Genomic DNA, 22,373 nt, shown 5'->3' with positions numbered 1-22,373 from the left:
CCTGGACAGATCGGCTCCATGGTCACGCCGAGCGGTGACCGAAACCGGCGTCACGAGTGAGCCCGGCTGAGCATAGGGTGGTCGCTCCATCCCCACCCCGGAAGAGGTGTCTTCCTCGTGTCCCACGAGTTCTCCGACGTCACCGTGCTCCTCGTCCAGCGGTTGGGTCCGCCGGACGCGCGGGAGCTGGCCGCGTGGCAAGAAGCGGCGAGCGCGTACCCCGGGTCCGCCTCGATCGCCCATGTCTGGGCAGGTAGCGGCGCCGTACCCGCCGGGATGGATCTCGGTACCCCGGCGGCCGCCGTCGACGTCCTGGGTCTCGACCAGGACGCGATCGTCGTGGTCGCCGAGACGTCGGCGGTGCCGGGTCCGCACCTGCTCGAGCGCCTCGTGGAGGAAGCGCTGTCGTCCGACGACGGCGTCGTCGATGCCCGTGTCCTGCCCGTCGAGCTGACCCGCACCGACGACCGCCCGCGGGGCTACCACCTGCCCGACGACGCCGACCCTGGTGCGGACCTCCTGGAGGAGGAGCGCTATCCCGGTGCAGGCGAGCCCGGCGCCGAGGACGACGAGGACGACGAGGACGACGAGGACGACGAGGACGACGAGGACGGGCAGGAGGGCGAGGCGCGCGAGGATGCGGTGACCCGCTCCGAGGAGCGGGATGCCGGCGGACACGTCGACTCCACCGTCGTGGGGCACGAGGTCCTGGCGCGCGACGGCGCGGCGGTGCACCCACGGGTGACTGGCGCGTGCTGCGCGACCCGGGCACGTCACCTGCTCGCGCTGGCCGATGCCCTGCTCGTCGAGCCGTCGGACACCTCGGGCGTGGCCCTGCTCTCCGCGGCGACGGCGCGCGGCCTCGACGTCGACGTCGCGACCGCCGCGGCGGTCGCCCTCCCGGTCCGCCTGGACTGGCATGCGGAGGTGGACGGCCGCGTCCCCTCCAGGCCTCGCACGAGCACCGACTGGCCCGCCTCGACCCACCCGGCTGCGGTGCCGACGAGCTCGCTGGGGCGGCTGGTCGAGCAGTACGGGCTGCCACTGCCGGACGACGAGGACGACCGACAGGTCAGGGGAGCGGACGCACCCTTCCTGAGCATCGTGACTCGCACCCAGGGCAAGCGGATCCACTGCCTGGAGGACATGTTCACCTGCCTGGCCGCCCAGTCCGACCGCGACTTCGAGGTGCTGCTGATGGCGCACCGCGTCGACGCCGAGCACCTCGCGATGGTCGAGGACGTGGTCGCGTCGCTGCCGTCGTGGCTGCGCGACGCGGTGCGCCTCGTCCACGTGGAGCGCGCTGGCCGCGCTGCACCGCTGAACGACGGGTTCGCCGCGGCCCGCGGCCACTACATCGTCGCGCTCGACGACGACGACACCGTGCTCGCGCACTACGTGTCCACGTTCAGGAGCGCGGCCGCGAAGCAGTACGGGAGGCTGCTGCGGGTCGTGGCGGTACGCCAGGACATCGCCCCGGTCGGCAACCTCGACACCCTCTGCGCGGTGTCGGTCGACGATCCCTTCCGCGAGTGGCCGCTGGACTTCGCCCTGATCGCGCACCTCACCGCCAACCACAGCCCGTTCATGAGCGTCGCGTTCCCGCGTGGGGCGATGCACGGGCTGGGCATGCGGTTCGACGAGACCCTCGACACCACCGAGGACTGGGACTACATCGTCCGCTGCGCGGCCGCGCTGGGAGTCCAGTCCGTCCGGGAGATCACCTGCGTCTACCGCTGGTGGGTGCACACCGGCTCGTCCCGCGAGGTGCACAGCAAGGCCGAGTGGGACGTGGCGCGCCTTCGCGTCCAGCGGCGTTTCGAGGAGTCGATCCTGCTGCTCCAGCCGGGCGAGACGGAGCGCCTGGTGAGGTCGCTGCAGAGCACGGTGCGGGCAGCGGGCAAGTCCCACAGGCTGGCGCGCAAGCTCGCCACCTCGCAGCACGAGACCAACCTGGAGATGACCAAGGTCTTCGACGCCTACCAGGCGGCCGTCGCCCACCGCCAGAGCGTGGAGACCCGTCTCGGCGAGGTGCGCGCGCAGCTCAAGGAGACCCGCCAGAAGCTGCAGAGGCGCACGAAGCGGCTCCGCCTGCTGGAGGCGCGGGTGCGGGTGGAGGAGCGGCTGCGCACCGGCACGCTCGCGATCCCGGACCAGCCGGTTGCCGACATGTCGGTGGAGCAGCTCGAGGCCCTCGTGCGCAGCCCCGACGCGAGCCCGCGACGGAGGCGGTACGTCCGGTCGGTCCGGTCCCGCGTCGCCCGAGGGCTGCGCCGCTAGCTAGGACTGGCCCTTGAACCAGCGGCGCCTGCCGCTGGCTTCGTCCGCCCCGTCCGCCTCCTCCGCCTGCGTGGCGCGCACGTCGCCGTCAGCGGAGCCGGCGGACTCGGGGCGCTGTGCCGGCTGGGCCCGCTTTGCCCTCAGGCGCTCGACCTGTTCGATCCGCTTGGCGAGCTTCTCGTGCGTCCGCTGGAGCTCCGCGTCCCGTTCTCGAAGCATGTGCTCGAGGTTGGCGATGTGGGTGTCCTTCATGGCCACCAGCTCGGTGTGATGGGCCAGTGCCTGCTCGGCACGAGCGAGCGCGTCGGAGTCCACGACCGTGGCGGCGATCGCCGCGGACGCGGCCCCGAGCGGCGACAGCCAGGGGTGCGCGTCGATCGCCTCGACCAGGAGAGCGAGGTCGTCGTCGGTCTCGTCGGCGACATCTTCGTGACGACGCTGCAGGGCCACGACCTCGCCGGTGTCGATGACACCGGCGAGCTCCACCGCCCGGACCAGGTGGCGGCGGACCGCCGCCGTGCCGTAGGAGGCGTCGAGGACCACGCCCAGGTCGGTGATGACCGTCCGAGGGATCGCCACGCCGCAGGCGGGTGCGAGTGGTCGTACGACGTGCTGGGCGAGCGAGAACGGCGCTGCGCCTGCCCCGGTGGGCGAGGAGGTGGCCCGGGTCCCCGGGCTGCCGCCCACGTGCACCGTGGTGACCTGCTGGGCCAGCACGATCCCGCGCACGCAACGCCCGGGCGAGCGCTCGACGGCGGCGCGTGCCGTCTCGACCCAGTGGCCGAACCAGGTGAGGTCGTCGGCGAGGGTGACATAGGCGCCGCGCGCCTCGGCCAGGCCCGCGTTGACGACGTCGGCGAGGCTGCCGGAGGCGGCCACGACCACCGTGCGTTCGCGCAGGGTCGGTGGATGCTCCGCCAGCAGGGCGCGCACCTCGTCGACGGCGTCGGCGTCGGCCAGCACGAGCACCTCGAAGTCGGTGTCCGACTGGGCGGTCAGCGACAGCAGCGTCTCGTCGAGGCCCTCGGGCGTGCGACCCGTCGTCGTGACGAGGAACGACAGGAACGGTCCCTCGGGGGAGGCAGGCGTGGCGGGCGAGCCGAGGGCGGGCAGCATCGACAGGAAGTCCTCGAGTGACGCGGCCCCCGCGCTCGTGCCGGCGCCGGGCAGCCCGTCGGCCCTCACAGGCCGTACCTGTGTGCCGTGTAGTAGCCGTTCTCGTGGAACTCCGCCACCACGTGCTCCTCGTCCCTCTGCGTCACCAGCATGCCCGTCTCCGTACGGCGACGGAACTCGCTGGCCGCGTCGACCAGCTCGGCGATCCTGGACCCCTCGAAGGTGGCCGCCACCTGCGCGACGACGTCGTCGCGCGACCACTTGTGCGCCAGCAGCAGCGCTGCCTGCGCCGAGTAGAACCGTTCCGCGGACGTCGGCTGCCATGCCCCGTCCGCCGAGAGCCGCTTGTCGTGGAAGACGACGGCTGCGGGCTGGAACACCACGCGGTGCCCCGACTCGCGCACCAACCACGAGTAGTCGACGTCGTCGCAGTACATGAAGAAGGTCTGCTCGTCGAACCCACCCAGCTCCTCGAACAGGACGCGTGGCGTCATGGCGAACGCCGTGGCGGCCCACCCGGTCTCCCCGGTCTCCGTGTCGTACTCCTTGGGGTGCTCGATCGGCGACTGCTTGGCCTCGACCATCCCGGTGACGGCGTCGTCGAACAGCGCGACCATGCGTGCGAGGGCGCGACGGTCGGGGACGATGTCGGGGTTGCTGGTGACGATGAACTGCGATGCGCCACCGGCCGCGAGCCGGTTGTGACCCTTGGCCGTGCCAGTGTTCTCGCCGAAGAACTGGTAGTCGATCGCTGCGAGTGCCGTGAACCGTCCGCGCAGGGCGGCGAGGTGGGCGTCGGTGAGCACCCGCTCGGGGGAGGCGTCACCCAGCGTTATCGACACCGGGCCCAGCCCGTCGCCCGCTCCCCACGCCGCGGCCGTGTCGAACGCCTCGAGCGTGCGCTCCACCGCCCCCGGATCAGTGCCGTAGAGGATCGACTGGATCGAGACCGAGCGATCGGCGGGGTGGCGCACTGAGCTCCTCGAGCTGGTGGTCATGGCGGCGAGCCCGCTCATGCTAGCGCCTCGTCCAGACTCCCCGACCGGCGCGCGAGCACGGGTATGGACCGGGAGTGCTCACGCCTGTTGGCAGATCTCAACCGTCAGGTCGCCCCGCGGCACGTCCTGTTGGAGCGCCCGCCACCCGAGCCCGGCGACCAGGCCGGTGAGGAGCACGGCGGCCCCCACGCCGATGACGAGTGGCCGCGACCACGACAAGTCGCGATGGCCCCACCGCGACGAGGCGGCAACGACGCCGGCGGCCCCCGCGACGACCAGCGGCAGGGCGAAGCGCGGCTCGGGAGACGAACCGACGAGGGTCACCGCTACCCCGAGTGTCATCGCCACGAGCGCGAGGGGTGCCGAGAGGTCGGTACGACTTCGAAGCAACGCCACCAGCGCGACGAAACCGACGCAGCTGACCAGGATGACGAAGATGCCGAGGGGACGAAGGGCCTGCTCGCCGGGATGCGAGTAGGGGGTCGCTGTCGACCAGTGGAGGCTCGCGGTGAATTTGTCCATGGCCAAGCCTGCCGAGGTCGGGAGGTTGTCCACCATGACGCCCAACAGTCCGCTGGCGGACGTCGGCATCGGTTGACCGCGCATGGCATCGGCCATTCCAGGACTGCAGTGCCAGAGTCGAGGATCGCCGTTCGTGAAGGGGATCGTGTCGTAGCGCACGCCGTACGCCCCGTATTGGTATTGGACCGTCCGCACGAGATCCGCCAGCGGTGGCGACGCGGACCAGACGTCCGCGCGCACGTGCCCGTACATGGCCTGGACGCCTGTGACCGCTGCTGCACCCACAACGCCCAGGGGGGCTCGCGGCCATCGGACGATCGCCACGACAGCCAGGATGAGGACCGCCGGCAGGACGTAGGCGGGGCGCAGGTTCACTGCCGCAGCCAGAAAGCCGCCGCCGAGAATCCACGACCACCATCGCACCTCGCACAGGAGTAACACCCCGACCGCAACGCATACAACGGCGGGCAGGTCCATCACGGGATACGGCGCGAATCCGGAGAGCGCAAGACCGGTGATCGCAGTCGACAGACCGACATGTGCGGGACCGATCGTCACGACACGCCGCAGGAGGGCCGGCACGACCACGGAGCCGAGGAGTGCGATGAGGAAGGAGTTCTGGATCAGCACTGCCCAGGTGGCGTCGACCGGACCGCTTCCCGCGAGCTCCGCGAGAAAGAAGGCCGGAACGTAGACGAGGGGTGTGAGGACACCCCGGGTGGCCAGGCCGCCATCGTCGTACACGTTGCCACCGCTCCCGACGGCGGTGGCGCCACTCCAGTACTGGTTGGCGTCGTAGACGAACGCGAGCGCGGGGTCTCGCAGAAGCACCATAGCGACCCAGGAAGTGACGAGGCAGGCGGCCATTGTCCTGTACGGCAACGGCCCGCGCGTTGCCGTAGGACGTGAATGCCTGACTCTCCTCACGTGACCACACTCTTGCCTTCAGGGTCCCGAGACCTACGCCGCACAGGGAGCAGCAGGGCGATCAACACCAGCAGCGCGCCGAGGGAGACAAGCCGTCCGGCGGTCCACCCGGAGGGTGCGAACGAGGCCACGACGCGGTGGTCGCCCGACTCGAGGAGGACGCCCAGCCGGTTGTAGTCGACCTGTTCCACCTCGACCGGCTCACCGTCGACCGAGACCGACCAACCCTCGTCGAAGGCTATTGGCAGCACCAGCCACATGGGGCCGTCGGTGTTGACGTCCACGCGTGCGGTGTTGCCGTCTCGTGAGGCCGAACGAACCTCGCCGGTAGACCCCGCCATCGGCGTGTCGGTGTCCGCGTCACGGGAGAGGACCACGGAGGCCGCCTCGTTCGCTTCGGAGCTCTCGAGCGCGCCTTGGCCCTGGGAGCGGAGCAGGTCCACCGCCTCGCCGTCGGAGCCGGCGACGACGGCGTTGGCCGTGAGGCGCGGCGCGGCCGTGCAGGCGTCGGGCATCCGGAGGACCTGACCGTCAGGGCCCGAGTAGACCTCGTCCAGCGCGCCGCGGTCGAGCCCACCCCAGTCCACCTCGATCTCCGGCGGGGTCGGCGGCAGGGCCAGCAGGTCCGTGCCCAGCCGGCACGCCAAGGCCCAGTCGATGGTGCCGGAGGTGAACACGGGGTGCGCGATGTCGGGAGCAGGCGCGTCTCCCAGCACCGCTGCGTCGTCCTCGCCGCCGACCAGGCGGAGCAGGTCGGACGTCGGCCCGGGCACCGCGCTGGCGTACCCACCCCACGTGTCGAGCCCGGGCACCAGCGCCGTGCCTCCGATGAGGATCAGGGCGCCTGCGGTCGGGGGATCGGTGTCGAACGTCGGCACGGTGGGGAGGACACGCAGCGGCCAGCCGGTCTCCGAGTCCTCCTCCTTGATCTCGCGGATCAGCGGCGTGCGCGGGAACTGCGGGTGGTCCTTGACCTCGATCTCGGGTGGCACGAGGCTCCGGGACACGGCGTGCGCGGGGACGAAGATCCCCGCGAGCAGGACCACGGCAGCCGCCGGTGCGACCCACACGGGGACGCCTCGGCGCAGCCGGCCGGTGAGAAGCTCCCACAGCCGGTCGGCACCCAGCCCGGCGAGGACGTACGTGCCGAGGAGCGCGAGGGGCAGGAGCCGGCCGTAGGGCCGGATGACGTCGAACCCCGGGAACAAGTGGTAGGCCATCCAGGCGCCCGGCACGCTCGACGCGATGAGCACAGGGACCGCGACGATCGCGCGCGCGCTCCACCCGCCGGGACCGCGTGCGAGGACCAGGCCGGCCACCGCGAGGACGACCACCACGGGGGTGATGTGCAGCATGACGAGGAGCTGTTCGGCTGTGGGCGGGGTGTCCGGGCGCTCCAGGATGCGGGTGTAGGCGTCCCAGGGGACCATCAGCGCGGCCGTCAGGGTCTCGAACGTGAACGGCTGCCGGCTGACGCGGAACAGGTTCACGAGGGTCGGCGCGAGCACGACGGCCGACAGGGCCAAGCCGAGGACGAGGAGGCCGGCGCCGGCGGCCGCCGACCGGCCGAGGGCTCGCCAGTCGGACCGGGACGCCACGAGTCGCGCCAGCAGCACGCCGACGACGTAGAAGCTGCAGGTGGCCGCTAGGATCACTGAGTAGGTGATGTTGCCCGCGACCATGCCGAGGGCGAGCACGCCTGCTGCGAGCGCCACGGCGGATCGTGAGGGTGAGCGCACGGCCCGGTCGGCCGCGGCCAGGGCGAGGGGGAGGGCCGCGAAGAACGGGGTCACCATCTCCAGCGGCGCCCAGCTCCAGACGTACGCGTTGGTCATCCAGCCCACGCCGGCCACGGTGGCGCCCACGTAGCCTGCGCCCCAGCGCCGGGCGAGCCAGTAGGCACCGGCGCCCGCGAGGGCCAGGTGGACGAAGATGAACACGTCGTGTGCCAGCCACGGCATAAAGAGCGCGCCGGGGATTGCCCGGCCGGGGTAGAGCGTCGCCGCCACGCCGTCGGTGGCCCACGGCACGCCGCCGCCGAAGCTGAGCGGATCCCACAGCGGGAGGTCACCGGAGCGCCACGTGCGCCTCGCGAGGACGGACCACGGGAAGGCGCTCTCTGCCTGATCCGACTGCGGCCACGTGTAGGCGAGCCCGCGAGGTCGGGCAGCCCAAGGGAACGTCGCGGTCTGGAACGACGGGACGACCGACGAGGTGCGCCCGGTGAGCGTCGGCCAGGCCATTGTCAGCAGGACGAGGCCGAACACCCCGAGCACCCCGCTCTGCTGCCAGGTCGGCCGGAGCCGGCCCGCCCAGGTGCGAAGTCTCACGTCGCGCTGATCTCCCTCAGGAAGGTCTCGTAGTCGCGGATGTAGTCGTGGTCCTCGTAGGGGCGCGAAGCGTAGACGAGCAGGACTGCGTCGTCGGAGTAGCGGTACTGGGTGCCCCAGATCATGGCCGGGACGTGCAGGCCGAGGTCGGGCCGGTCGAGCACGAGCTCGCGTCGATCGTGGCCGTTGTCGACGAGGGCGGTGACCGATCCGCGCAGGCAGACCAGCAGCTGCTCGCACTGGCGGTGGGCGTGCTCACCGCGCACGTCGCGGCTGGGCACGTCGTAGACGACGAAGGTGCGCTGCGGGACGAACGGGAGGTCAGAGGCATGGTCGACCGCGACCAGGCTGCCGCGCAGGTCGGTCGCGCGGGTCAAGGTGACCAGGCGCGCGCCGCCAGGCAGGTCGCCGGGGTCGGACGCCGGGCTCACGGGCGCGACGCTCGGCCGGTCCACTGAGCGGGTCGCCCCCGAGTAGCCGGTGATGCGTGCGGGGTTGCCAACGACGACGGCGTTGGGCGGCACGTCCTTCGTGACGACCGCGCCGGCGCCGACCATGGCGCGGCGGCCGATGGTCACACCCGGAAGGATCGTGGCGTTGGCTCCGACGGACGCGCCCGTTCCGACCACGGTCTGCGGGAAGGACTCGGGATACTCCCGGCTGCGGGGGAACAGGTCGTTGGTGAAGGTCGCGTTGGGACCGACGAACACGTCGTCCTCCAGCCGGACGCCGTCCCACAGCTGGACGCCGCACTTCACCGTGACGCGATCGCCGACGACCACGTCGTTCTCCACGAACACGCCGTCACAGATGTTGCAGTCGGCACCGATGACGGCGCCGGGGAGCACGTGGGCGAACGCCCAGACGCGGGTCCCCGCACCGACGTTGTCGCTCTCGCAGAGCGCGTTCGGGTGGACGAAGGGATCAGTCACCGGTCACCTCCAGGGCCGAAGACGTCGTGKCTCATCGCGATCGCGGTGGGCCTGCGCTTGCTGTTCTCGTAGGTGCGCCACACGTACGACCCGACCACACCGAGCCCGAGCAGCAGGCTGGTGGCGGACATCAGTGTGACGAGCATGAGTGCGGTGTAGCCGGGCACGACGATCAACCCCGCGATCCGGGCCACGATCGTCACCAGGGACACTGCCAGGGTGAGGACGGAGCCGACTGCGCCAACGGTCACGAGAAGCGTGATCGGCAGGTCGGAGAACGAATAGACGCTGTCGAGGAAGTAGCGGTACTTGCGTCGCAGCGACCACCCGCTCTTGCCACTCGTGCGCTCCTGGCGCTCGTAGGGGACCTCGACCCGACGGAAGCCGACCCAGTAGAGCAGGCCGACCAGGCTTGAGTGGGACTCGTCGAGGGCGACCAGGCGCTGGGCGACCGCGCGAGTGCAGCCGAAGATGTCGACCCCGCCCGGCGGGATCGCCCGGTGCACGGTGCGGCGGTAAAGCCCCCAGAAGGTGCGCGCGAGGAGGGAGCTGAGGAACGGGTCCTGGCGCTTCACCCGGGCGCCGACGGCGACGTCGGCGTCGCCCGCACGGAGGATCTTGAAGAAGTCCCGCACCAGGTCCGGTGGCTCCTGCAGGTCGGCTGCCATCGCGGCAAGGTAGTCGCCACGTCCGTGCGCGAGCCCTGTGCGAATGGCGGCGAAGCTGCCGAAGTTGCGGGAGTGCCCGATGAGCTGAGTGGCGATGCCGCAGGTGGGCAGGAGCTTGCGAAGGACATCAAAGGAGTTGTCGGGAGAGCCGTCGACCACGAAGACGGCCTCGAGCCCGCCGCCGAGCTCCTCGTCCATCGCCTCGAGCCGCTCCACCACGGCGGGGAGCGTGTCGGCGTTGCCGTAGACCGGCACGATGACCGAGTAGCGGACGTCCGAGGTGTCGTCGCCGGTCACTGCGTCGCTCACCATGCAGCGAGCACCTCGCACACGCGATCCACCTCGTCATCGGTGAGCTCGGGGAAGCACGGCACGGTCAGGATCCGCGAGCTCAGGTCCTCGGTGACCGCGAGGCTGCCGGCAACAACGTACGCAGCCTCGACCTCCTGGAGGTGGTCCGGCACGGGGTAGTGGATGTCGGTGCCGATGCCCGCCCCCTCGAGCGCGGCCCGCGCACTCTGGCGGTCGTCCACGACAAGCACGGCGAGGTGAGCGACGAACGAGGGGTCGTCCACGCCGAGGATGCGACCGGCGCCTATCGCCTCCGCGTATCGGCGGTACACCGCGCGGCGTCGCTCGTTGCCAGCTCCGAGCAGCGGAAGCCTGTGCCGGAGGATGGCTGCCTGCACCTCGTCGAGGCGGCTGTTGCGACCACCGGTGCGACCGATGCGGTACTTGCCGCCCCAGCCGTACTGGCGCAGCGACCGGACGGCCTCCGCGACCTCGGGGTCGCTTGTGCACACGGCGCCGCCGTCGCCGAGGGCGCCAAGATTCTTCGTCGGGTAGAAGCTGAAGGCGCCGGCGTCGGCGACAGAGCCGGAACGACGACCGTCGCGCTCGGCTCCGATCGACTGCGCGCAGTCCTCCAAGACCTTGACGCCGTGCTGGTGGCACAGAGCCACGATCCCGGCGACGTCGGCCATCGCGCCGTAGAGGTGCGTCACCACGACTGCCTTTACGTCCAGGTCCAGCGCGGCGCCGACGGTCCCGCGGGTCATCAGCGCCGTGTCGGCGTCGACGTCGACGTAGACCGGGACCGCGCCGATGCTCCTGATGGCCGTGGTGGAGTAGGCGCCGGCGTTGGCGACCGTGGCGACGCGGTCCCCCTCGCCGCAGCCGAGGGCGGTGAGGGCCAGCGTCAGAGCGTCGGTGCCGTTTGCCACCGAGATCGCGTGGGCAGCGCCGACGTAGGTCGCGAGCTCCTCCTCGAAGGCGCTGACCTGCGGCCCCAGGACGACCCATCCCGAGTCGAGCACCTCGGCCACGGCGGCGTCTATCTCCGGTCGCTGGCCGTCGATGGCGCGCGAGAGGTCGTTGACGGGCACGCGGTGAGGGGAAGACACCCGCCAGATTCAACCATGGCGCTGGGCCTGCTCAGGATTTGCCGCTGGTCGGCTCGAGCACTGGTCCGGCCGCCGTGCCGACCCGATCCGACCCGGCGACGGCGACAGAACCAGAAGGCTACCGACCACCGCGGCCGGCCTCAGCATCGGCCCGCCGGCGTCCCGAGCTGTGCGTCGTCCCACTGGCGACCTTGGCAGCGCGGCCTGGTCGGGACCGGTCGTGGCCTCCGGACAACCGGCGACGTCGCGGAGGTGAGGCCGCCTAGGTGGGGTGGCTGGTGCTGGCTGGACATGCTGCAACACTCCGGGCTCGCGAGCCCGCCAGCCCGTGATGGCCTCGACATTCTCGGTCTGCCGCATGTCTCATAGGGTCGGACCATGTCCTCTCAGCAGCAGGCAGGCGGTCGCGTCCTCGTCACGGGTGGCGCGGGCTTCATCGGTACGACGTTGGCGCGCGAGCTCGCGGACTCCGCTGAGCAGTGGGTCGTGCTCGACAACCTGCATCCGCAGGTGCACCCGGGCTCCGAGCCCCCGGCCGACCTCCCGGACGCCGTCGACCTTCGAGTCGGCGACGTCACCGTCGCGGAGCACCTCGACGCAGTCGTCGCTGACCTGCTGCCCGACACGGTCGTGCACCTCGCTGCCGAGACCGGCACGGCGCAGTCGCTCTCGGAGAGCACTCGCCACGGCATGGTCAACGTGGTCGGCACCACGCAGCTGCTCGACGCCCTCACCCGCGCCGGACACGTGCCGAGCCACGTCGTGCTGACCAGCTCCCGCGCGGTCTACGGCGAGGGCGTGTGGCGCAACCTCGACGGTTCGACCTTCCAGCCCGGACTACGCACCCACGCCCAGCTCGAGGCGCGCAAGTGGGACCACGGCGACGGAGCTGCCCACGTGCCCAACACGGTCGACGGGACGCACCCCAACCCGATCAACGTCTACGGCGCCACCAAGCTCGCGCAGGAGCAGATCCTGTCGGCGTGGACCGGCTCGCACGACACCCGGCTGTCGATCCTGCGGTTGCAGAACGTCTATGGGCCGCGTCAGTCGTTGACGAACCCGTACACCGGGATCGTCTCGCTCTTCTCGCGGTTGGCCCGCGACGGACAGTCGATCCCGCTCTACGAGGACGGTGACATCACCCGCGACTTCGTCTACATCGACGACGTCGTGAGCGCCCTCGTGGCCGCGATCGCCCACAAGCCCGCCGACCACGTGCGCACGGCCGACATCGGCAGCGGCGTCCGCACCACGATCGGAGACCTCGCCCGCGAGATCGCGGCGTACCACTCCGCACCCGAGCCGCACGTCACCGGCCAGTACCGCGACGGCGATGTCCGCCACGCCTCCTGTGACGTGGAGGTCACCCTCCGCAAGCTGGGTTGGCAGCCACGCGTCGGCCTTCGCGACGGCGTCGCAGGGCTGCAGGAGTGGATCGCGACCCAGCTGGACTGAGACGCCGTGGGGGTGACGCCGGGCGCAGTCATAGGGTGCTGCGCATGACCCAGACCCCAGCCGTCCGAGACCTCCTGGAGCAGATCCAGGGGCACGGGGCGTGGGCGGTCATCCGGCGCAAGGCGTCCCCGACGGCGGGCCTGATCGGCGGCACGCCGCACGAGGTCGCGAGCCTGCTCGACATCCCGCTCGAGAGCGGTGCACCGGAGCCGGGCCGGAGCGCGGACCGGCTGGTCGCCGTGCCGTTCCGGCAGGTGCACGAGCGTGGCTTCGCCGCCATCGACGACGGCGCCCCGTTGACGGTCGTCGACATCGAGGCCGAGCACGAGGTGTCGGTCGACGACCTGCTCGCGGCGCTGCCCGACGCGCCGATCGAGTTCGCCGACCGCGGTGGGTTCGCCACCAGCGACGAGGACTACGGCAAGGTCGTCGAGGCGATCATCCGCGACGAGATCGGCCAGGGCGAAGGGGCCAACCTCGTCATCGGCCGCCACTACCGCGCCGTCGTCGCCGACTGGGACGCCGCGAAGGCGCTGACGGTGCTGCGTCGTCTGATGGAGCGCGAGCGCGGCGCCTACTGGACCTTCTGCTTCTTCACCGGTGAGCGGTTCCTCATCGGTGCCAGCCCGGAGCGCCACGTCTCGGTCCGCAAGGGCGACGTACGGATGAACCCGATCTCCGGGACGTTCCGGGTGGCGGACAAGGCGGGTCTCGATACGCCGTCGCTCGTCCCTCGCGACGGCTACTCGACCACCGAAAGGCTGAAGGAGCGGCTGCTCGACTTCCTCGCCGACGAGAAGGAGGTCTTCGAGCTCTTCATGGTGGTCGACGAGGAGCTCAAGATGATGTGCGACATCTGCCACGAGGGTGGCCAGGTGCTCGGACCGTTCCTCAAGCCGATGACGCACCTGATCCACACGGAGTACCTCCTCGCCGGCCGCTCCGACCGCGACCACCGCGAGATCCTGCGCGACACGATGTACGCCGCGACGGTGACGGGCGCACCCGTCGAGAACGCCTGCCGGCTGATCGCCGACTACGAGCCCGAGGGCCGCGGCTACTACGGCGCCGCGCTCGCCCTCTTCGGCCGCTCGCCCGACGGCACCCCCACGATGGACAGCCCGATCCTGATCCGCACCGCCGACGTCTCGCCCGCGGGCGAGCTCAAGGTGACGGCCGGCGCGACGCTGGTGCGCGACTCCGACGCCGCCTACGAGGTGGCCGAGACGCGGGCCAAGGCCGGTGGCATCCTCAGCGCCTTCGGCCTGGCACCGGCGGCGACCTCCGACGGCACCGACATCGCCGAGCTGGCGCGCGACGAGGACGTCGTGCTCGCCCTCGGCACCCGCAACCAGCGGCTGTCCCGCTTCTGGCTGACCGACCAGGCCGGCGAGCCGGCCGACCCGGGGCTGGCCGGGAAGTCGGTGGTGATCCTCCACGGTGAGGACGACTTCGTGAACATGCTCGTCCACGTGCTCGGGGTCTTCGGGATGACCGCCCGCGTCGTGCGGCACGAGGACTACGCGGCCGGGGCCTTCGACGGCGCCGACCTGGTCATCGTCGGGCCCGGACCGGGCGACCCGCGCGAGGGCGACCACCCCAAGATCGCGTCGTTCCGCCGCGCCGTCGACGACCTGCTCGCCTCGCAGCAGCCGTTCCTCGCCGTGTGCCTGGGCCACCAGACGCTCTGCCAGCGCCTCGGCCTCGACCTCGGCTACAAGGACGTGGTCTTCCAGGGCACCCAGTCGCCGGTCCGGCTCGACGGCCGCACCGAGCGCGTGGGCTTCTACAACACCTTCGTCGGCCGGGTCCCCGACGGCGCGGGGCTGCCGGACGGCGTACGTGTCGAGGCAGACGAGGCCACCGGCGACATCCACGCGATCGTCGGGCCGCACTACCGCGGCATCCAGTTCCACGCCGAGTCGATCCTCACCGAGAACGGCTACGACCTGCTCCACTCGGCGGTGCGCGACCTCCTCGTCTGAGCACGTCGGCTAAAGTCGAGCGAACGTGTAGACATTAATTCGGCGTGGCAGGCAACGAATCGGTGACGTGCGACGTCACCCTTGTAGCCGGCTCGGGACACGACGGGGGAGCAGTGGGGATCTTCAAGGGAGCGTGGGCAGGCGTGTGCCTGTTCGCGCTGATGGCATGCGGTGCGACCGGGGGCACGGGCAGGTCCGCGCCTGACGACACCGCGCCGCAGCGCGTGACGAGCAGTGCGTCGGAGGCGGCCGAGCTCGCGCCGGCGGCGTCACGGGCAGCGCAGCCCAACATCGTCGTGGTGATGCTCGACGACTTCTCGATGGACCTCGTGCAGACGATGCGCTCGGTGCAGCAGATGCGGAAGGCCGGCGCGAGCTATCCGCACTCGTTCGTCACCGACTCCCTGTGCTGTGTGTCGCGGTCGAGCTTCTTCACCGGCCAGTACCCGCACCAGACCGGCGTCCGCACCAACACGTCCAACAAGGGCACGTCGAAGCTCGGCGGCTGGCCCGCCTACGACACCCACGGCAACCCCGAGCGCGCGTTCAACGTGCGGCTCCAGGAGGCCGGCTACAACACCGGGTTCGTCGGCAAGTTCCTCAACGAGTACGAGTGGTCGCCGGGCCGGGCCCTCCCGCCGGTCGTGCCGGGCTGGACGACCTTCAACACCGTCTTCGGCTCCGCCTACGACGGCTGGGACTTCGCCAGCACGTCCCTCGTCGACCAGCGCCTGCGCCTGGTGCAGCACCCCGCACCCCCGGCGAGCGCGAGCAACTCGGTCAAGGACAAGGCCTACGCCGGCGCGGTGATCGGCGACATGGCGATGGACTTCGTCACCGCCAACGAGGCCGCGGGCGCGCCGTACTTCCTCGAGGTGGCGCTCTACGCGCCGCACAACCGCACCAACCCCGAGGGCCACTACGCGGGCGACCCGCTCTTCCCGCCGATGTTCCGCGACCGCACCGGCAAGCGCAGCTGCGGCCGCGTCGCCTGCGGCAAGCTGACCGTCGACGACCTGCCCGGCTTCGCCGACCAGCGCAAGGACAACCGCCCTCGCCTGGCCAACGGCAAGCGGGCCCGGGCGTGGAACACCACCCGCACGCTGCCCTCCGCGGCCGCCGTCCGCGACCTCCGCGACCGCGCGCGGATGGCGCAGTCGGCCGACCGGCTGGTGAAGCGGATCCTCTCCTCCGTCGGCCCGAACACCTACGTCGTGCTCACCTCCGACAACGGGTTCCACCTCGGCCAGAACGGCATGGGTCGCGGCAAGGGGACGCCGTACGACACCGACGTCCGCGTCCCGCTGCTCGTCACCGGGCCGGGCGTCGTGCCCGGCACGCGCAAGGAGGTCACCAGCAACATCGACCTCGCCCCGACCTTCGAGGAGCTCGCCGGGCTCGCACCCGCGCCCTACCGCAGCGGCCTCTCGCTCGTCCCGACCCTGGCCGACCCGAAGCTGGTGCGGCAGTCCCACGCCTTCCTCGAGCACACCCAGCAGACGCTGACGGGCAACGACCCCGACGCGGCGTTCAGCGGCTCGGAGCTCGACCGGATCCCGTCCTACACCGCGGTGCGGAGCCGCACGGCGCTGCTCGCGAGGTTCGACCTCGACCCGCGGCCCGGCAAGGTCACGTGGGGTTACGAGTACTACAGCTACAAGCGCGACAAGTTCGAGCGGCGCAACACCTTCGCCACCAAGAAGCGGGCCCCCGAGGTCGCGGCGCTGATGGCGAAGCTCACCGCCTTCGACGGCTGCCAGGAGGTCGGCGACCAGCCGGTGTCGGAGGCGTGCCGCGTCCTACGGCAGTAGCGCCCGCTGCCACTACTGTCGCAGCGTGCACCCGGACGTGATCGTGGTCGACCACCACGACTCCTACACGTGGAACCTGGTGCACCTGGTGGCCCGGGTGACCGGCGTGCTGCCGCGGGTGGTGCAGCACGACGAGGTCACCGCCGACGAGGTGCTCGCCCACTCGCACGTCGTGCTGTCGCCTGGCCCCGGCCACCCGTCGTCGCCGACGGACTTCGCGGTGGGCCCGGAGGTGCTGCGGGCCGGCACCCGCCCCGTGCTCGGCGTCTGCCTGGGCATGCAGGGACTGGTGACGGCGTACGGCGGCACGGTGCGGCGGCTGCCCCCGGCGCACGGCGACGTCGCGACGGTCCGGCACGACGGCGCGGGTGTCTTCTCCGGGCTGCCGCAGGACTTCGCCGCCGTCCGCTACCACTCGCTCGGCGCCGTCTCGCTGCCCGACGTCCTCGTCGCGACCGCGTGGAGCGAGGACGGTGTCGTGATGGGCGTGCGCCACGTCTCGCTGCCGCTCGAGGGCGTGCAGTTCCACCCCGAGTCCGTCCTGTCGCAGCACGGCGAGGACCTCGTCAGGAACTTCCTCCGATGACCGATCCTGTCTCGTTCTTCCGCTCCGTCGCGGAGCGGCACGCTCGCTGCTTCTGGCTCGACGGCGGCGGCGCGCGCGCGTGGTCGGGCCGGCGCTCGATCATCGGCTGGCTCGACGAGGACGACGAGTCCCTGTCGTGGTCGGCCGCCCGCCGCGAGGTCACCCTGCACACCGCCGGGTTTGCGACCGTCGTCGGTGACGACGTCTTCGCCGTGCTCGAGCACCGGATCGCGGCGGGGGAGCAGTGGTTCGGCTACCTCGGCTACGCCTCGCGCACCGACCTCCCCGCCGCCCCTGACCCGACCCTCCCCGACGCCGTGTGGATGCGGCCGCGCGCGGTGCGGGTGTTCGAGCACGAGGTCGGTCCGGCGTCCCAGCGATCCCCGGTCGACCGGGGATCGCTGAGCTTGTCAGGCCGTGCACGGGCCGACAACGTGCAGGAAGGGCCGACAACCCCCTACGTCGACGCGTTCGCGCGCGTCCAGGAGCACCTGCACGCCGGCAACTCCTACGAGGTCAACCTCACCCACCGCCTGTCCCGCGGGTCCGACCTCGACCCGGTGACGGCATACCTCCGGCTCCGCGAGCTCAACCCGGCGCCGTACAGCGGCTTCCTCCAGCACGACGTCGACGGCGCGCGCGCCTGGCTGCTGTCGAGCTCGCCGGAGAGGTATGCCCTCGTCACCGCCGACCGGCACCTGGAGACCAAGCCGATCAAGGGCACCACCCCGCGCGGCGCGACCGTCGAGGAGGACGAGCACCACCGCGAGCGGCTCGCGCGCGACCCGAAGACGCGCGCGGAGAACCTGATGATCGTCGACCTGCTCCGCAACGACCTGTCGGTGGTGTGCGAGGTCGGGTCGGTCGAGGTGCCGGTCCTGATGGAGGTCGAGTCCTACGAGTCGGTCCACCAGCTCGTGTCGACGGTCCGCGGGCGGCTGCGCGACGACGTCTCGACGGTCGCCGCCCTGCGCGCGCTCTTCCCGGCCGGCTCCATGACGGGCGCGCCCAAGCTGCGCACCATGGAGATCGTCGAGGAGGTCGAGTCGAGCCCGCGCGGGGCGTACGCCGGCGCGTTCGGCTGGATCAGCGGCGACGGCCCGGCCGACCTCGGCGTCGTGATCCGGTCGCTGATGACAGACGGCAGCGGCACCTGGACCCTCGGCACCGGCGGCGGCATCACCGTGAAGTCCGACGTCGCCGAGGAGTGGGCCGAGTCGGAGTGGAAGGCCGAGCGGCTGCTGCGCGTCTTCGACTAACCCGGCGCCACAGCGGCGACGCCGGGCAGCCACAGCGCGAAGCGCGCTCCGCCGCCGGGGGCCTCGGTCACCTGGAGCTGGCCGCCGTGGCGGTCGATCACCTGGCGCACGATGGCCAGGCCGAGGCCGGAGCCGGGCATCGCCCGCGACTCCTCGGCCCGGTAGAAGCGCTCGAAGACGTGCGGCCGGTCGGCCTCGGCGACACCCGTGCCCTGGTCGTCGACGGTGAGCACACCATCGGTCAGCCGCACGAAGACGGTGCCCTCGGGCGGGCTCCACTTGGCGGCGTTGTCGAGCAGGTTGGTGACCGCTCGCTCGAGGCTGTTGGTGTCGCCGACGACTCGCCACGGGTCGAGGTCGACGTCGAAGGACACACCCTGAGCGCGACGGCGTACGCGCGTCACGGCCCGCTCGACGACGTCGGCGAGGTCCACCTCGGCGACCACCCGGGTCGTCGGTTCGTCGCGTGCGAGCTCGACCAGGTCGCCGACGAGCGCGCTGAGCTCCTCGATCTGGCCGCGGACGTCGTCGAGCAGCTCGAGCCGGGCGCCGGCCGGGAGTGCCGTGTTGCCCTCGGCCTGGCGGAGCAGGTCGAGGTTGGTGCGCAGCGACGTGAGCGGCGTACGGAGCTCGTGGCTGGCGTCGGCGACGAGCCGGCGCTGGCGGTCGCGGGAGGCGCCGAGGGCGAGCAGCATCTGGTTGAACGCGGTGGCGAGGCGGGCGACCTCGTCGTCACCCTCCACGCGCAACGGTCTCAGGTCCTCGGTCATCGCGATGTGCTCGACCCTGGAGGTGAGCCGGCGCAGGGGCCGCAGCCCGTTGCGGGCCACCAGCCAGCCGGCGAGCAGCGCCGCCAGCACGCCGAGCGCGCCGAAGACGAACAGCACCCCGCCGAGCTTCTCCAGCGTCCGGTCGTTGGGGGCCAGCGGCTGGGCGAGGATCAGGGCGGCGCCGTTGTTGGCCTGCACGGTCGCGACGCGGAACCGCTCACCCTCCCTCGTCACCAGGGTGCGCACCGCGGACTCGCGCTGGCCGGTCGCGACCTCGTACTCCGGGCGGCCGAGCGTGAAGTCGGGCACGTCGTCGCCGGTGACCGCCTGCCCCTCGGCGGTGATGAAGATGATCCGGACGTCAGCAGCGCCCAGCACCCAGCCGGGAACCCCGCCCGCGGTGATCTTCGACAGGGTGGTGAAGGCGGTCGCCTTGTGCGCGCGGTTGAGCAGCGACTGGTCGAGCGAGCTCATCATCTGCTGGCGCATCACCACGAAGGCCGTGAACGCCATGACGGCGATCGAGAGGCCGACCGCCACCGTGGTGAGCACGGCGACGCGTGACGCGAGCGACCTGCGGTAGTGCCAGCGCCCGTCGGGCCAGGCGGTGGCGGCGTTCATGCGGGGTCCCCGCGACGTTGTTCGGGGGAGCGCAGCGGAGGAGAAGAACGCCGTGGGGTGCTCATGCGGGGTCCCCGCGACGTTGTTCGGGGGAGCGCAGCGGAGGAGAAGAACGCCGTGGGGTGCTCATGATTCCTTCAGCACGTAGCCGACGCCGCGCACCGTCTGGATCAGCCGCGACTCGCCCTCGGCCTCGGTCTTGCGGCGCAGGTAGCCGACGTAGACCTCCAGCGAGTTGGCGCTGGTGGGGAAGTCGTAGCCCCAGACCTCCTCGAGGATGAACGAGCGGTCGAGCACCCGGCGCGGACGACGCAGGAACATCTCCAGCAGGGTGAACTCGGTGCGGGTCAGCTCGATCGGCCGACCACCGCGCGCCACGTCACGGCTCGCGACGTCCATGGTGAGGTCGGAGAAGGTGAGCACCTCGTTCTCCCCGTCGCCGTCGGGCACGACGCGGCGCAGCAGCGCCCGCAGGCGAGCCAGCAGCTCCTCCAGGGCGAACGGCTTGGTGAGGTAGTCGTCGGCCCCGGCGTCGAGGCCCTCGACCCGGTCGCCCACCGCGTCGCGCGCGGTCAGGACCAGGATCGGTACGTCGTTGCCGGCTGCCCGCAGCGCGCGCGTCGTCTCGATCCCGTCGAGGCGCGGCATCATCACGTCGACCACCACGACGTCGGGGTGCTGCGCTCCGACCGCCACGAGGCCCTCGGCGCCGTCGGCGGCCAGCACGACCTCGTAGCCGTTGAACTCCAGCGACCGGCGCAGGGAGTCGCGCACAGCGCGGTCGTCGTCGACGACCAGCACCCGGGGCCTGGACTCACTCACAGGCCAAGGATGCCACCAGCTCCTGAGGCGATCCTGAACGTCGAGTGCGCAGCTCTGCGGCGACCACTACCGCGAGCGCACTCGACCGCGGCGGGCCGGGCTCAGGCGTAGCGGGCTGCGACACTCCCGGCGCGGGCGCCGTAGCCACCGCCGAACATGCACGCGTGGACGAGCAGCGGGAAGAGCTGGTGGATCCCGAGGCGGTCCTCCCAGCCCTCGGCGAGCGGCTGCGCCTCGTCGTACGCCGCCATCACCCGCGGCAGGTGCGTGAGGCCGAACAGGTGCAGCATCGCCAGGTCGAGCTCGCGGTGGCCGCCGTGGGCCGCGGGGTCGATGACGTGGATGGCGAGGTCCTGGCCCCAGAGGCAGTTGCCGTTCCAGAGGTCGCCGTGGAGGCGGGCGGGCGCCTCGTCGGGGAGCAGGCCGGTCAGCTTGCCGACCACCGCCTCGACGGCGGCCGCGTCGGTGTCCGAGATCGACCCGCGGTCGCGGGCCAGCTTGAGGTAGGGCAGCACGCGGCGCACGGCGTAGAACTCCGGCCACGAGTCGGCGGTCTTGTTGGGCAGCGGCAGCCGCCCGATGAAGCCGTCGTGGTCGAGCCCCCACCCGTCCGCGCCCGCGGCGTGGGTGGCGGCCAGCTGCTGGCCGAAGGACACGGCGGCCTCGACGGGCGTCTTCGAGCTCCGCTCGACCCACTCGACCACCACGCAGTCGCTGGCGGCGGCGAGCACCTCGGGCACCGGGACGCCGCCCTCGACCTCGGCGAGCCACCGCAGCCCGGCGGCCTCCGCCTCGAAGAAGCCCTCCGGTGCGTGGGGCAGCGTCTTCATGAGCGCGGTCTGCCCGCTGGACAGCCGCAGCCGCGTGGCCGTGGCGATGTCGCCGCCCGCCACCGGCGAGGTCGCGACCACGGCCGTGCCGAGGAGCTCCTCGGCACGCCTGGCGACCAACGGCTGGCGAGCCATCAGGCTCGGCCCCCGCCCGCCCGGTCGCTCGTGTGGCTCTCGATCGCCGCCTGCAGGGCCGCGACGATTCCGTCGCTCGTGCGCTCGACCATTGCCAGCACCTCCTCGAACCCGTCGTCCCCACCGTAGTACGGGTCCGGGACGGCGCCACCCGGATCCACCGGATCGAAGTCGCGGAACATGCCGACTCGCTCGGTGCGTCCGCCGACGTCGGCCAGGTTGGCCTCGTCCATCACGAGCACGAGGTCGTACGCCTCGGGCCAGGTCGCGTCGTACTGCCGGGCGCGGTGCCGGCTCGCGTCGTAGCCGGCGGTGGTCAGCGTGGCCGCGGCGCGCGGGTCCATGGGGTTGCCGACGTGCCAGCCGCCCGTGCCGGACGAGGCCACCTCGACTCGGTCGGCGAGGCCGGCGTCGGCGAGCCGGCTCTCCAGCACGACGTGGGCCATGGGCGAGCGGCAGATGTTGCCGAGGCAGACGAGGGCGATCCGGTAGGGACCCTCGGAGCGCTGCGGGGGGACGGCCGGCATCAGCCGCGGAACGGGATCGCGACGCGGACGCCCCAGCCGACGATCGTGATGATGATCGAGCCGAGGAGCGCGTTCCAGAAGCCGTCGACGTGGAAGCCGAGGTCGAAGATGCCGGCCAGCCAGGCGGTGAACAGCAGCATCGCCGCGTTGATCACCAGCAGCAGGAAGCCCAGGGTCAGGATGATGAACGGCAGCGACAACAGCTTGACGACGGGCTCGACGAAGGTAGACACCAGGCCGAGGATGAGTGCCACGGCCAGCACCTCGAGCCACTTGTCCTGGAGCTCGGCACTGCCGCTCGTCGCGCCCTCGAACCAGATGCCGTCCAGCAGCCAGGCCGCGACGGCAAGGCCCGCTGCGTACGTGAGCAGCCACATCAGGAACCTCATATGA

General features: G+C 71.5%; 18 protein-coding genes. 6 read left to right on the top strand and 12 right to left on the bottom strand.

Annotated features, from left to right (window positions below; genetic code table 11):
- Window positions 1-117: 117 nt before the first annotated feature.
- A complete protein-coding gene (locus ACXJKB_RS00790) occupies window positions 118-2,280 on the top strand; it encodes a glycosyltransferase (protein WP_457184596.1) in 2,163 nt (720 codons plus the stop codon).
- On the opposite strand, the gene ACXJKB_RS00785 is transcribed toward ACXJKB_RS00790, so the two are convergent.
- From ACXJKB_RS00785 to ACXJKB_RS00755, 7 genes are all read right to left on the bottom strand, one after another.
- Window positions 2,281-3,465, bottom strand: a complete 1,185-nt coding sequence (locus tag ACXJKB_RS00785; protein WP_457184595.1) for a glycosyltransferase — start codon at window positions 3,463-3,465, stop codon at window positions 2,281-2,283.
- Complete coding sequence (locus ACXJKB_RS00780) at window positions 3,462-4,412, bottom strand: hypothetical protein (RefSeq protein WP_457184594.1); 951 nt, start codon at window positions 4,410-4,412, stop codon at window positions 3,462-3,464. The genes ACXJKB_RS00785 and ACXJKB_RS00780 overlap by 4 nt, the downstream gene beginning before the upstream one ends.
- A gap of 60 nt (window positions 4,413-4,472) precedes the next feature.
- Window positions 4,473-5,747, bottom strand: coding sequence for a hypothetical protein (locus ACXJKB_RS00775; protein ID WP_457184593.1), 1,275 nt, complete (start codon window positions 5,745-5,747; stop codon window positions 4,473-4,475).
- A gap of 92 nt (window positions 5,748-5,839) precedes the next feature.
- The gene (locus ACXJKB_RS00770; protein WP_457184592.1) at window positions 5,840-8,173 is read right to left on the bottom strand and encodes a YfhO family protein; all 2,334 of its coding nucleotides are present in this window, start codon (window positions 8,171-8,173) and stop codon (window positions 5,840-5,842) included.
- Window positions 8,170-9,105 carry a WxcM-like domain-containing protein gene (locus ACXJKB_RS00765; protein WP_457184591.1) on the bottom strand — a complete coding sequence of 312 codons (936 nt, stop codon included), beginning with the start codon at window positions 9,103-9,105 and terminating at the stop codon, window positions 8,170-8,172. Before ACXJKB_RS00765 ends, ACXJKB_RS00770 begins: the two co-directional genes overlap by 4 nt.
- On the bottom strand, window positions 9,102-10,085 hold the full coding sequence (locus ACXJKB_RS00760; RefSeq protein ID WP_457184590.1) for a glycosyltransferase family 2 protein: 984 nt from the start codon (window positions 10,083-10,085) through the stop codon (window positions 9,102-9,104). The genes ACXJKB_RS00765 and ACXJKB_RS00760 overlap by 4 nt, the downstream gene beginning before the upstream one ends.
- Window positions 10,079-11,158, bottom strand: coding sequence for a DegT/DnrJ/EryC1/StrS family aminotransferase (locus tag ACXJKB_RS00755; RefSeq protein WP_457184589.1), 1,080 nt, complete (start codon window positions 11,156-11,158; stop codon window positions 10,079-10,081). The genes ACXJKB_RS00760 and ACXJKB_RS00755 overlap by 7 nt, the downstream gene beginning before the upstream one ends.
- Before the next feature lie 396 nt (window positions 11,159-11,554).
- Between ACXJKB_RS00755 and ACXJKB_RS00750 the strand changes: the two genes are divergently transcribed.
- From ACXJKB_RS00750 to ACXJKB_RS00730, 5 genes are read left to right on the top strand one after another with little or no spacing between them, the layout of a single operon-like run.
- Window positions 11,555-12,634 (top strand): NAD-dependent epimerase/dehydratase family protein, encoded by a 1,080-nt coding sequence (locus tag ACXJKB_RS00750; RefSeq protein WP_457184588.1) that lies wholly within the window; start codon window positions 11,555-11,557, stop codon window positions 12,632-12,634.
- Between the two features lie 44 nt (window positions 12,635-12,678).
- A complete protein-coding gene (locus ACXJKB_RS00745) occupies window positions 12,679-14,619 on the top strand; it encodes an anthranilate synthase family protein (protein ID WP_457184587.1) in 1,941 nt (646 codons plus the stop codon).
- A gap of 44 nt (window positions 14,620-14,663) precedes the next feature.
- A complete protein-coding gene (locus ACXJKB_RS00740; protein WP_457184586.1) occupies window positions 14,664-16,430 on the top strand; it encodes a sulfatase-like hydrolase/transferase in 1,767 nt (588 codons plus the stop codon).
- 25 nt (window positions 16,431-16,455) lie between these two features.
- Complete coding sequence (locus ACXJKB_RS00735) at window positions 16,456-17,016, top strand: anthranilate synthase component II (RefSeq protein ID WP_457184585.1); 561 nt, start codon at window positions 16,456-16,458, stop codon at window positions 17,014-17,016.
- The gene (locus tag ACXJKB_RS00730) at window positions 17,013-18,275 is read left to right on the top strand and encodes an anthranilate synthase component I family protein (protein WP_457184584.1); all 1,263 of its coding nucleotides are present in this window, start codon (window positions 17,013-17,015) and stop codon (window positions 18,273-18,275) included. The genes ACXJKB_RS00735 and ACXJKB_RS00730 overlap by 4 nt, the downstream gene beginning before the upstream one ends.
- Here ACXJKB_RS00730 and ACXJKB_RS00725 read toward each other — a convergent pair.
- From ACXJKB_RS00725 to ACXJKB_RS00705, 5 genes are all read right to left on the bottom strand, one after another.
- Window positions 18,272-19,666: a sensor histidine kinase gene (locus ACXJKB_RS00725; RefSeq protein ID WP_457184583.1), complete on the bottom strand. Its 1,395-nt coding sequence runs from the start codon at window positions 19,664-19,666 to the stop codon at window positions 18,272-18,274. The two genes, ACXJKB_RS00730 and ACXJKB_RS00725, sit on opposite strands and share 4 nt — an antisense overlap.
- 126 nt (window positions 19,667-19,792) lie before the next feature.
- Window positions 19,793-20,488: a response regulator transcription factor gene (locus ACXJKB_RS00720; RefSeq protein WP_457184582.1), complete on the bottom strand. Its 696-nt coding sequence runs from the start codon at window positions 20,486-20,488 to the stop codon at window positions 19,793-19,795.
- A 101-nt stretch (window positions 20,489-20,589) separates the two neighbouring features.
- Window positions 20,590-21,453 (bottom strand): fructosamine kinase family protein, encoded by an 864-nt coding sequence (locus ACXJKB_RS00715; RefSeq protein ID WP_457184581.1) that lies wholly within the window; start codon window positions 21,451-21,453, stop codon window positions 20,590-20,592.
- Window positions 21,453-21,980, bottom strand: coding sequence for a low molecular weight protein-tyrosine-phosphatase (locus tag ACXJKB_RS00710; RefSeq protein ID WP_457184580.1), 528 nt, complete (start codon window positions 21,978-21,980; stop codon window positions 21,453-21,455). The genes ACXJKB_RS00715 and ACXJKB_RS00710 overlap by 1 nt, the downstream gene beginning before the upstream one ends.
- On the bottom strand, window positions 21,980-22,369 hold the full coding sequence (locus ACXJKB_RS00705) for a phage holin family protein (RefSeq protein WP_457184579.1): 390 nt from the start codon (window positions 22,367-22,369) through the stop codon (window positions 21,980-21,982). The genes ACXJKB_RS00710 and ACXJKB_RS00705 overlap by 1 nt, the downstream gene beginning before the upstream one ends.
- Window positions 22,370-22,373 lie beyond the last annotated feature (4 nt).

The organism is Nocardioides sp. P5_E3 (assembly GCF_054049275.1).
The sequence above is the reverse complement of the archived record's forward strand: the minus strand, read 5'-3'. Positions and strand labels throughout refer to the sequence as shown.